The organism is Methylophaga marina, assembly GCF_030296755.1.
Classification (GTDB): Bacteria; Pseudomonadota; Gammaproteobacteria; order Nitrosococcales; family Methylophagaceae; genus Methylophaga; species Methylophaga marina.
Window position 1 is genome coordinate 2,387,967 of sequence record NZ_AP027741.1, and the last position, 11,368, is coordinate 2,399,334.

Consider the following 11,368-nt stretch of genomic DNA (forward strand, 5'->3'; position numbering starts at 1 on the left):
AAAGAAATGTGGTGATTTCTTATCTCCTGATTTGCTAAAAAACGCTCACTCCCAAACTCAAAGAAATAGGTATCACAGCAGTGAAATCAGATTGTTTACAACGTTTTATTTTTGATAATGCAGCGATTCGTGGTGAATGGGTCAATTTGCAGGAAAGTTGGCAGGAAGTCCTAAAGCGTCGTGACTACCCTCAAGCCTTACGCAATGTCTTAGGTGAGATGATGGGAGCGGCAGCACTGTTAGCTGCCACAGTCAAAATTACTGGCCGACTGGTTTTACAAGTGCGTTCTGAAGGTCCGGTCTCATTAATGATGGTGGAATGTACCAGCCAAAATACCTTACGTGGTCTGGCTCAGTGGGATGATGATATTGCCGACGATGCCAGCCTGACTGACATGATGGGCGGCGGTACTTTAGCCATCACCATCGAACAAGAAGGCGCTAAACAACCTTACCAGGGCGTGGTTAGTTTACACGGTGACAATCTGTCAGAAACGCTGGAAAGCTATTTTGAAAACTCAGAACAATTAGCCACCAAAATCTGGTTATCAGCGAATGAACATAATGTGGCTGGCTTATTCTTGCAGCAACTACCCAGCGAAGAAAACCAACGAGAAGATGCCCAGGAAGACTGGTTCCGTATCAGCCAACTGGCAAGCACCATTACCGATGAAGAGTTGCTGACCCTGGAGTCAGAAACCTTATTACATCGTTTGTTTCATGAAGAACAAGTCAGATTGTTTGAGCCAACAGATTTACGTTTTTCCTGTACCTGCTCACGTCAGCGCGTTGAAGAAACCATCGCTATGTTAGGGCAGGAAGAGGCCGATGACATTATCGCTACCGAAGGTGAAATTGAAGTCGCCTGTGAGTTTTGCAACCAGCATTACACCTTTGACAAAGTTGATGTTGCCAAGTTGTTTAATGACACCATCGCTTCTGCAAGCGATCCAAATACCTTGCATTAACAATAACAATTAGTAGAAATAAAAGAGGGAGTTAGCGGATGCTGACTCCCTTTTTTGTTTACACGCCTAGACTCTGTAAAAATACGCTTCCTGATGAAGTATGAAGCCAAAATAAACCAGCAACATTCAAGATGACGGTTAACCAAAAGACCATACGAAAAGCTTTCTTTTTGGATTTATGCCGTAATAGCATTTGACCAAGAATAGCGCCGGGCCAGCCACCAACCAAAGCCAATAAATGCAATGTGTTTTCTTGCGTTCGCCAGCGTCCATTTTCAGCCGCTGACTTATCAATAGCATAAGCGATAAAGGTAATGACACTCATCACGAGATAAACAAGTGGAATAGCTAAAGGCAACTTTCCTGTTAAAACTGATATCACGAGTCCAATACTAAAAAGTAGTATTAAAACGCCACCAAATGATCGGTTTTTCTTGCTAGCTTGTGGTTTGTTTTTTTGTCTTGAATCACGAGCAAAACGAATATTTTCAGCTCGATAGCGCTTGTCTTTATCTTGCAATAAATCATAGATGATAACGTCACCATTGATTGGTCGGCGTGTTCTGGGGTTAAAAGCTTTGATATGAACAAAGGCGCGTTCTCCGCCTCCATTGGGTTCAACAAAACCAAAGCCTTTATCATCATTCCAGTTTGAGATTTTGCCTTGAAACTGCATTTTCTTCCTTGAATTCTTGGGTGTCGATACTAAGTTGGGTTGAGTAACGAAACCTAACGGATAGTTTCTTATTTTAAATCACACGCTGCCGCGAGGCGTTCATTTATTTTGATTCGTGACATCCATGTCACTCACCCTTCGGGCGTCTGGCGTCCAAATTCGTTCCAGACGAATTTGTGCATACCAAAATAAACGAACCAAACAAAAGGGCACCCGATATTGCCTTTGATCCAAAAATTAGCCTTGTTTGATGGCGTGGTCGATAACTCCCTTCGGTCAGACACTCGACCACTTAATCCATCAACCAAACCTAATTTTTGGCGGCAATAAACGGGAGAATGGAAGCTTTTCATATCCTCGTTTGTGCTGATAAGTACATTGCCATTTTCATATTGTCCAGATAAAAAATTTCATAAAACGACTTGAAATCTGCTGAGTCAAACCCTATTAAAAATAACGTGAGAGGTTGTCATGAAGGGGCCCTCACCATTGATTGTTTTTGTTTTATATTGCTTCTAACGGAGGATATACCATGAATGCAATTGACCTAACCCCTCTTTATCGTAGTAGTGTTGGTTTTGATCGTTTGGGATCACTGATTAACCATGCACTTACTGCAGACTCCACTTCCAGTGGATACCCTCCCTACAATATTGAGCTCATCGAGGACAACCGCTATGCCATCACGCTAGCCGTTGCCGGCTTCACCCAAGAGGAGCTTGATATTCAGGTTGAAAATGGTGTGCTGACTGTACGAGGTGAAAAAGCGGCTAAAGAAGAGCGTAAATACCTCCATCAAGGCATTGCTTATCGTTCATTTGAACGTAAGTTCAACCTTGCTGATTACGTCGAAGTGACTGGCGCCGATCTTTCCAATGGCTTACTGACTATCAGCCTTGTGAAAGAAATTCCTGAAGCGATGAAGCCTAAATCGATTCCGATTAGCCAAACGGCTAACAAAGCTTTGGAACATGATGTGGAAGATAAAAACGCTGACACTTCTAAAGCAGCCTAACTCATCCGGGGTGCGCGTAAGCGCACCCTTCTTTAAACTATAAGAGAATATTTTAAGTTGTATAACGAATTGATTTTTATAGAAAAAACGATTGGTTATGTAGGTTGGGTAGAGGAACGAAACCCAACGGATAGTTTCTTTTGTTAAATCACACGCTGCCGCGAGGCGTTCATTTAATTTGATTCGTGACATCCATGTCACTCACCCTTCTTCGGGCGCCTTTGGCGTCCAAATTCGTTCCAGACGAATTTGTGCATACCAAAATAAACGAACCAAACAAAAGGGCACCCGATATTGTCTTATCCCTAAAAAATTACTGTATTTTATGGCGTGAACACCAACTCGCTTCGCTCAAACACTTGTCCACTTAATCCATAAAGTACAGTAAATTTTTAGCGGCAATAGACGAGAGATACGAACTTTTAAACCTCCAGTTGATTAGACAAGTTCAGCTTAATTCTAATGGCTTTTTAATATACAAGAGTGTTTGGTTCTTAATGTTGGTCGGTATTTTTCTTCAAAATAAACCGCTCTAACCCTATTAATTATATGAGTTAATCTGTACCCAAAAAAAGCCAGCCCCTTGAGTGCTGGCTTTCACTGACATTTAAGCAATGCCGCATGTGAGATAAACGTTTACTTTTTTAAGTTAGAACGTCTTCTCATTGCAGTAAATCCCATTAAACCAGAAGCAAATAACCAAGCTGCAGCTGGTACTGGTACTTCAGAAACGCTAGGTGTATAGGTGAAATTGTCAGCATATACAGAATTCTTGTAGAAGCCTCCTATCGTGCCAAAAATAGCATAACTAATGTCATCAAAAGCAAGCGACAATGTGACCATTGTGCTGCTGGTACAGCAATTAACTGATGTTGTTCCCAATAAATTATTGGCGATGTCATAGACGGATAAAAAGATATTGTCGAGGTCATTACCATAGTCACCTAGGTCAACAGACACTGATTTGGCACCACCAGCAATAACAGCCTTAAAGGGATCATCACTTGAAAAAGAAGTACCACTTAAACCTCTGGAGCCAGTTGGTGTTCTATCTGTAGAAATATTTGCACTTCCCTTTGAAAAAGTCACACCTTGCGTTGTGTAGCTACTGACATTAGAAAATGATAGTGAATTAAAATTAATCGCCACAGGAGCGGCGTGAGCGATTGCGATAAAACTGGAAAATAAAATGATCGCAGTCTTTAAGATTTTTTTCATATTACATTGCCCTTGCATATATGCAGCCCGACTACCTACATGAGGCTCGTGGCTTTCCGTAGCATGATTCGCATCATGGTTGGCAAGTTAGATAAAGGTTGGGGTGAAGAGAACCTCTTCGAGAATAGATTATTTAAACGAACTGAAGCTTGTCTATTGTACTTTAGTACAATAGACAGAAAAAAGATTAACACCCTGATAATGTTATCAAAATAAGAGGGGAAACCAGCTTGATCCAGATTTGCATGACTTTCAGTGAACAATAAACTTTTAGCAGACTGACTCAACAGATTCTTAGGTTTCTGTGTCGGCATTTTCTGGATGAAAGTTTTCACTACCTCTTGCCGAGAGAAAAGTACCAAATGCCTGCAAGCTGGGGATATGTTCACAAAAGGTACGAACAGCAACCAATAATGGCACTGCTACTAACATACCCACAATCGACCATAACCAGGCCCATAATGCGACCGAGAGAAAAATCACGACGGGGTTCATTTCTAAGCGCCGACCAACGAAATAAGGCGTGGCAAGTTGCCCTTCAATAATCGTTAACGTCAAATAGGCTAGGGCGGGCAGCAGCGCGGTAACGGTATGGTCAAAGGTAAGCAAACCTACGAGGGCCGCGATCACAACGCCTACGATAGCACCAAGATACGGTACAAAATTCAAGGCGAACGCTAACACACCAAATAGGATGGCATTTGGCATGCCCAGCAGCCACATTGATACGCCAACCGCTATACCAAGCACAGCATTAATAAGGGTGATAGTGAATAAGTAATTCGATAACTTGCGTTCGATGTCATAGCTAATTCTGACCGCATTACGCTTATCTTTAAACGTCGGCATAATGTGAACTAGCTTTTCGTAAAACATATCACCTGAGGCCAGCAGAAAGAACAGCAACACTAGGGTAAATACCATTTGCGCCAGAATTTCAGGCACCGAAGTAGCGAGTTTGACAAGCACTCCTGGCTCGCGTGGTGAGACTTTCTGTACTTGCTCTGTCTCGTTTTCCAGCGAGGCGATCCGCTCAATCTGTTTGCCAGCATCAATGACTTCTTTCGCTGACTGGTTGGCACCACGCAATTTCTGTTCAATTTTAAAGCCGATGGTGGGGGCTTCTTTAATCCAACTCTGCACAGGATCTGCGAGGGTGCTTAAGCCCAAGCCTATTAATGTCATCAGTCCACTGACAATAATAAACGCGGAGATAGCTGGTGGTAGCCGTCTGCGCTCAAGGAAACGTCGCACCGGACTAAACACTAGTGCCAGTAACACGCCAAGCGCTACCGGCACGAGAAAATCACGAGCGTGAGCAACACTGCCCAGTAATAGCAGTAAAAATATACCGACTATTGCCCAGTGTGAACTTGACTTAAATATGTTGGTGGCAGGCATATTGTTTGACACTAACTCGGGGCTGGCATCTGCTGGCATGGTGTGGTTATTTTGTATATCGTCTGACATCTCAGCCTTGCCTCTAGTCGAAACCAATTGGGTCATTGTGTTTGATATTTTGTCTAGATTTCATATAACTCTTTTCTGTTCAATATTTCTATTTTTAGTTGATACGTAGCATGCCAGATTTTTAAATGTATTTGGAAAAAATAGAATCACTCTTTTCATCTCAGGAAACTCTCAAACTTACTCACTTGATTGAATTAGGAGACTGAATGCCAGTGTTTTCATATTAGTTGTTAAATAATAATGATTTGTATTTAGATTTTATGATCTGTAAAGTGCTGTCATTTTTTAAATAACAAATCATGAGATAAGACATATGAAACGGAGCACACGATATGCCATTAGCTTGTCATTGGTCTCGCTGTATAGCGGCTTAGCTAATGCGGAGCCAGTTGAACAAGTATCTGAGTCTAGCGAAGTGATTAGTCTGGATTCATTGCGCATTTATGGCGAACCAGAGGAAACCAAATCAGCAACAAAACTGGATTTAACCATCTTTGAAACGCCTCAGATTGTCTCGGTTATTTCACAAGATCAGATTGAAGATTTTGCCTTAAATGAGGTGAATGACTTACTGAAATATGTGCCGGGTGTGACGGTGGAGCAGGTAGAAACGGGTCGAACGTACTACACCGCACGTGGTTTTGATATCGTTAACTTTCAGTATGACGGCATTGGTGTGCCTTTTTCATATGGTTTGACACAAGGTCACGATGACACCGCGATGTATGAAAAAGTGGAGGTCATTAAAGGGGCGAGTGGTCTGATTACTGGTTTAGCTAATCCTTCGGCCACCATCAATTTTGTGCGTAAACGCCCCACTGATGAATTTCAGGCATCAGCTAAAGCCTCTTATGGTTCATGGAATACTCGTCGTGTTGATGCCGATATTTCCGGGCCTATTAATGATCGCGTTCGTGGTCGCTTAGTCGTTGCCAAAGAAAAAGGAGATTCATACCTTGATCGCTACTCCACAGACCGTGATGTCTTTTACGGCATTGTTTCAGCAGATCTGACGGACAGCACTGAGCTAACTTTTTCTCACAGTGTGAACGACCATCATAGTGATGGTAACTCATCAGGAGCATTACCACTTTTCTATAGTGATGGCACATTGACCGATTACGATGAGTCAACCAATACGGCGCCTAGCTGGGCTCAGCAAGATGTGAAACAAACTCGAAGTTTCATCGAGTTGGAACAAAGAATAGGTGATGATTGGGCAATCAAAGCCATGTACACCCAAAACAAACAAGAAAAGCAATGGAACTCACTGTATTTAGCCGGCAATCCTGATCCAATTACAGAGTCAGGTTTGACTGCTCAGGCCAGTGATTACAAAGCGCAGGACAAAGAAAAAATATTTGATTTATATGTGAGCGGTAAGTTTGAGTTAGCTGGCAGAGAGCAAGAAGTGGTTGCAGGGATTAATGTCGCAGATATCCAGCTGACTGGACGTTCAGTTTATTCAAGTACATGGAATTATGATCCCATTGGTGGCAACTGGTCAGCTGGGTTGACACCAAAACCAGTATTTGATGTTTATGATGCCTCCCAACAATCTACCGATATCGATCAAGAACAAGATTCCGCTTACTTTTCAACTCGCCTGCGACCAACTGACAGACTGTCTGTATTGCTAGGAGCACGCACCGTGAAGATTGATCAGGATGGGATAAGTTATGGTGCACCTCAAAAAGTGTCCGATACTGAAACCGTGCCTTATGCGGGGTTAACGTATGAAGTGATTGATGGCACGATGCTTTATGGTAGCTACAGTGAAGTATTTAAAGCACAAACTTGGGTTGATGCCAGTCTGGCACCACTGGGTCCTGTAAAAGGGGAAAGCCGTGAGTTTGGTGTTAAACAGGAGTTTAATGATGGCAATGCTGTATTGACCCTTGCACGCTTTGAATCTGAACAAGAAAACTTTGGTGAATATGTGACACGTAACGTGGCAACAGGCCTGAATATTTATCGTGGTATTGAGTTACAGAGTAAAGGTTATGAGATCGAGTTATCTGGAGAGGTTATTGATCGACTGAATATGAGTGCAGGTTATACCTATCTCAATATGGAAGATGAAAACGGTGATGACACGCGTGTGTTTATTCCAACCAAACAATTCAAGTTAGCAGCCAGCTATCAAGTGCCTCATGTTAACGGATTAAACATAGGCGGTGGTGTTCGTTGGCAGAATGAAATTTACTATGGTGATACCGAAGTGCAGGGAAGTTATGCTTTAGTCGACTTATTTGCTCAATATCAACTAAATAAAAATGTCTCTTTAGCCCTCAACTTATACAACGTCGGTGATGAAAAGTACCTGGAAAGTCCTCAATGGGGACAAGCGAATTATGGGGCACCGAGAAGTGCCATCGGTTCAGTCACCTGGACGTATTAATCTTTAAAAACAGGGCATCATTTGATGCCCTGTTTGATTGAGGCGGTTTATTTTTTCAACTTCCAGTCTTTACGAATCCAATGACAGGTATAGCCATTGGGGTAATGTTGTAAATAGTCCTGATGTTCGGGTTCGGCTTCGTAAAATGGACCGGCTTTAGTGACTTCGGTGGTGATAGGGCCGGGGAGAATGCCGCTGGCATCCAGTTCTTTTATTAACTCATCAGCGACTTTGGCTTGTTCACTGTTTTCCACAAAAATAGCCGAGCGATAACTGTCACCGATATCATTTCCTTGGCGGTTTTTGGTGGTGGCGTCATGCACCATAAAGAAAAACTCCAGGATGTCACGGTAGCTGGTTTGTGAAGAATCAAACATCACTTCAATCGCCTCAGCATGACCAGTATCGCCTTGTTTTACATCTTTATAAGTGACATCAGGCACATGACCGCCAGTGTAGCCAACACGGGTATTAATCACGCCGGGTTGGTGACGGAACAGTTCTTCCATTCCCCAGAAACAACCACCGGCTAAGATGGCAGTTTCAATGGTGTCGGTGTCCGTCGATTCATCATGATCAAATAAGGGCAGATAGTCACCATAGCCCTCTGCTGCGAGCTGGTCTTGTGGGATAAACCGCAAGCTGGCCGAGTTAATACAGTAACGCAAACCTCCATGTTCCTCTGGCCCATCAGGGAAGACATGACCCAGGTGCGAGTCACCATATTTTGAACGCACTTCGGTTCTGACCATGCCTAGCGTGTCATCACTATGCTCAGTGATATTGTTGGCATCGAGTGGGCGGGTAAAACTAGGCCAGCCAGACATCGAGTCGTATTTATCTAACGAGGTAAATAAAGGCTCGCCAGACACTACATCTACATATAAACCCGGTTCTTTATTATCCCAATAGGCATTGTTAAAAGGGGGCTCGGTGCCACATTGCTGAGTGACGTGATATTGCAGTTCATCAAGCTCAGAAATGGCCGCGTCATTTTTATGGTATATCTTCGTCATATTCATCCTTTGATTGTTATGCTCTGCGTGTATTGACACATAAATGTTGTGAAAGTGGCATAAACAAAATTTACTTGAACGTGTTTATTTCCATTAACAACTCCGGCCAGTGTTCCGCCCAGCAACAGTGATGAGTCATGCCAGTAATCACTCTGACTTCAGGCTGTTGCGCGTCAGGAAAATGTTGCTGATACGATCTGGCAACTGCCTCAGGCATGATCTTGTCTTCACTACCAACAAAGTGAATTTGTGGCACATCGGTGAGTTTTTGCCACGCATCTGCCGGGTTGAGTGAGTCTGTTAACGCTGAAATATGCTGCATTTCTGTCCAGGCTGTTGTATCAAGATTACCTGTCACGGTGACCAGTTGGTCGACATCATTTCGTTCAGCTGCCAAGAGAGTAGCGATGGCACCACCACCTGAGTAACCAATTAGGCGTAGCGATGAAGCCTGAAACTGATTTTTGAGTTCAGTCACAGCTTGATTCATGGATTCTACAACCTCGGTTGAAAATCGAGCTGAGGTCCATAGCTTTTTGTCACAACGGTCTGACTTCACATACTGACAAGGGCGAGCCAGATAGACCGCTTGTTTATCTTGAACTGCGAGTTTGAGTACCAGCGGATCGACCGGGGTGGGATCAGAAGATATTTTTCGACGATTTAACCAGGCTAAACCATCACCTTCGATATAAATTGTTAAACGTTTTGATGGTTTGCTGTTTTTAGGACCAAAGCTTTGCAACTGAAATGAAGACGTGGTGAGGATTTGTGATTGCCAGCCCTGGCTGTTAGCCAAGTGTAATGCCTTATCCGAGCGGTTTTGTGTCGTCGGTATCGAGGAGCATGCCTGAAGCAGCAATAAAAAAGTGAACCAAACAATATGTCGAGAATTCAAAACTGGCCTCTTTCTGACACTGAAATAGTGAGTGAGACACTAACATACCTAATCAGAATGGTGGTTGCTTTAACAAGCGTTTTATCAGCTCAAAAATAATTTAGGGCCAGTGCATTCACGCCATATTAAGTGTTTACACTGACCCTAAACTCAGGTCTTTAAATGACATCCAAATTAGGCTGCTTTAGCACCTCTCAGACGTGAGCGGCCAGCCCACATACCTACTAAACCAAAAGCAAACAGAGGCAGTGCTGCTGGTAATGGTACGGCGCTTGGGTTAGAGAACTGGCTAGCAAGATACTCAGTAGAGAACATGCCATCACCACCGAAGCCCCATGATGAGAAGTTTTTGAACTTGCCTGATAACAGTTCGCCACTATCCACACCTAATGATAAGTAGACGAGGGCATCTGAAATCTCAAATGACAAAATATCTGACAGCTCGAAATCATTGAAGAAAATGCTGTTGATACCTTCACCACCGTCAAAAATGCCTGTGCTTAATAAGCCTGATGTGGAAGTCAGTCCATCAACAACGACTTTATCGTCACCACCACCAAATATCACATCGCCTGCAATTTCACTGTTGCCAGTCAGTGTCAGGCTGCTGTTGCCTTGGTTTGGCGCAAATTGGATAGCGGTGCCTGAGCGACCGACTAAAGTGCCACTGTTTGTTACCGTCACTTCAGATGTAGCGGCTTCGTCTGCACCAATAGCGTGGACACCTTCGATGTAACCTTCATTGACGATAGTCAGGGGACCTGCGACACGGTCATCACCTTTGGTCGGTTCGAATAAAGGATCGATGTCGATGCCGTTGCCACCATTGAGTGAGTCACTGGCTGTGCCGGTAGAAACGATGACGCCTGTAGCATGGTTATGTACTTTACCTTCGTCAATATCAATACCGTCGTCCGTGCCCAGAATGACACCGTAGTTATCTGCTGTACCACCGGCAAACTGCACACCGTCTTCATCATCCGTCGCACCAGCATTTGTCCATGTTTGAGTGCCTGCATCCCATGACAAACCATTCAGAGCGATAGTGCCGTGATTTTCAAGTGTGAAGTCTTCACGTGCTTCGATGACTTCTTCATCACCACGTAATGTGCCGAAGTTCACGACTGTTGTGCCTGGACCACGGCTTTGAATAGCACGTCCCTTTTCACTTTCAATAAGGCCGTAATTGGTGATGCTGGCATTTTCCAATTCGGCATCGTTATCTAATCTGACGGCCTGATTCTCAGCTGAAATAATGCCTGTTTCACGGTTAATTAAAGTGAAGTTGTCAGCATCGTCTTGTAGACGAATGCCACGGTCACCACCAATAATGGTGCCTGAGTTATCAACGGTCAGATTGGCGCCTTTACCGCGAATCGCATCATCATCGCCGCTTTCGATAAGGCCATAATTGACGATAGATTGGTTTGCACCTTCCAGTTGCACTGGACGATCATTGGCATCAACCAGCTCTACACCGTTTTCAACGGTCACAGATAAATTGTCGCGGTCGTCATCAATATTATTGCTGTCTGTCGCAGTACATAGCAGAGTGGGTGAGCCGCTTGTGCCACCTTCAACACAATCCGCCGCCATAGCCGGTGCGTTGTAGAGTGCTGCTAGCATCGAAACAAAAAGTAGTTTATGTGTATTTTTCACGTTACCTCCAGGTCAGATAATGGATATCGATGGCTAGAGTAGTGATG

9 protein-coding genes and 1 riboswitch are annotated in these 11,368 nt (G+C 43.7%); of the genes, 3 read left to right on the forward strand and 6 right to left on the reverse strand.

What is annotated here, in order from left to right; genetic code table 11:
• Positions 1 to 80: 80 nt before the first annotated feature.
• Positions 81 to 968, forward strand: a complete 888-nt coding sequence (gene hslO / locus QUE24_RS12235; RefSeq protein ID WP_286304105.1) for an Hsp33 family molecular chaperone HslO — start codon at positions 81 to 83, stop codon at positions 966 to 968.
• 58 nt (positions 969 to 1,026) lie between these two features.
• On the opposite strand, the gene QUE24_RS12240 is transcribed toward hslO, so the two are convergent.
• A complete protein-coding gene (locus tag QUE24_RS12240; RefSeq protein ID WP_286304106.1) occupies positions 1,027 to 1,644 on the reverse strand; it encodes a DUF1294 domain-containing protein in 618 nt (205 codons plus the stop codon).
• A 532-nt stretch (positions 1,645 to 2,176) separates the two neighbouring features.
• Here QUE24_RS12240 and QUE24_RS12245 point away from each other — a divergent pair.
• A complete protein-coding gene (locus QUE24_RS12245) occupies positions 2,177 to 2,659 on the forward strand; it encodes an Hsp20 family protein (protein WP_343749635.1) in 483 nt (160 codons plus the stop codon).
• Positions 2,660 to 3,295: 636 nt separating this feature from the next.
• Here the strand turns inward: QUE24_RS12245 and QUE24_RS12250 are convergent.
• Both QUE24_RS12250 and QUE24_RS12255 read right to left on the reverse strand, forming a co-directional pair.
• A complete protein-coding gene (locus QUE24_RS12250; protein ID WP_286304107.1) occupies positions 3,296 to 3,877 on the reverse strand; it encodes a VPLPA-CTERM sorting domain-containing protein in 582 nt (193 codons plus the stop codon).
• An 18-nt stretch (positions 3,878 to 3,895) separates the two neighbouring features.
• Positions 3,896 to 3,971: riboswitch (cyclic di-GMP riboswitch) on the reverse strand.
• Positions 3,972 to 4,171: 200 nt separating this feature from the next.
• Positions 4,172 to 5,347, reverse strand: coding sequence for an AI-2E family transporter (locus QUE24_RS12255; RefSeq protein ID WP_286304108.1), 1,176 nt, complete (start codon positions 5,345 to 5,347; stop codon positions 4,172 to 4,174).
• Between the two features lie 313 nt (positions 5,348 to 5,660).
• Here QUE24_RS12255 and QUE24_RS12260 point away from each other — a divergent pair, with 313 nt between their 5' ends.
• On the forward strand, positions 5,661 to 7,748 hold the full coding sequence (locus QUE24_RS12260; protein ID WP_286304109.1) for a TonB-dependent siderophore receptor: 2,088 nt from the start codon (positions 5,661 to 5,663) through the stop codon (positions 7,746 to 7,748).
• Between the two features lie 47 nt (positions 7,749 to 7,795).
• Here QUE24_RS12260 and QUE24_RS12265 read toward each other — a convergent pair whose 3' ends face one another.
• From QUE24_RS12265 to QUE24_RS12275, 3 genes are all read right to left on the reverse strand, one after another.
• Positions 7,796 to 8,764 carry a bifunctional methionine sulfoxide reductase B/A protein gene (locus tag QUE24_RS12265; RefSeq protein ID WP_286304110.1) on the reverse strand — a complete coding sequence of 323 codons (969 nt, stop codon included), beginning with the start codon at positions 8,762 to 8,764 and terminating at the stop codon, positions 7,796 to 7,798.
• Between the two features lie 70 nt (positions 8,765 to 8,834).
• Complete coding sequence (locus QUE24_RS12270; protein ID WP_286304111.1) at positions 8,835 to 9,563, reverse strand: alpha/beta hydrolase; 729 nt, start codon at positions 9,561 to 9,563, stop codon at positions 8,835 to 8,837.
• Positions 9,564 to 9,836: 273 nt separating this feature from the next.
• Positions 9,837 to 11,321 (reverse strand): hypothetical protein, encoded by a 1,485-nt coding sequence (locus tag QUE24_RS12275; protein WP_286304112.1) that lies wholly within the window; start codon positions 11,319 to 11,321, stop codon positions 9,837 to 9,839.
• Positions 11,322 to 11,368 lie beyond the last annotated feature (47 nt).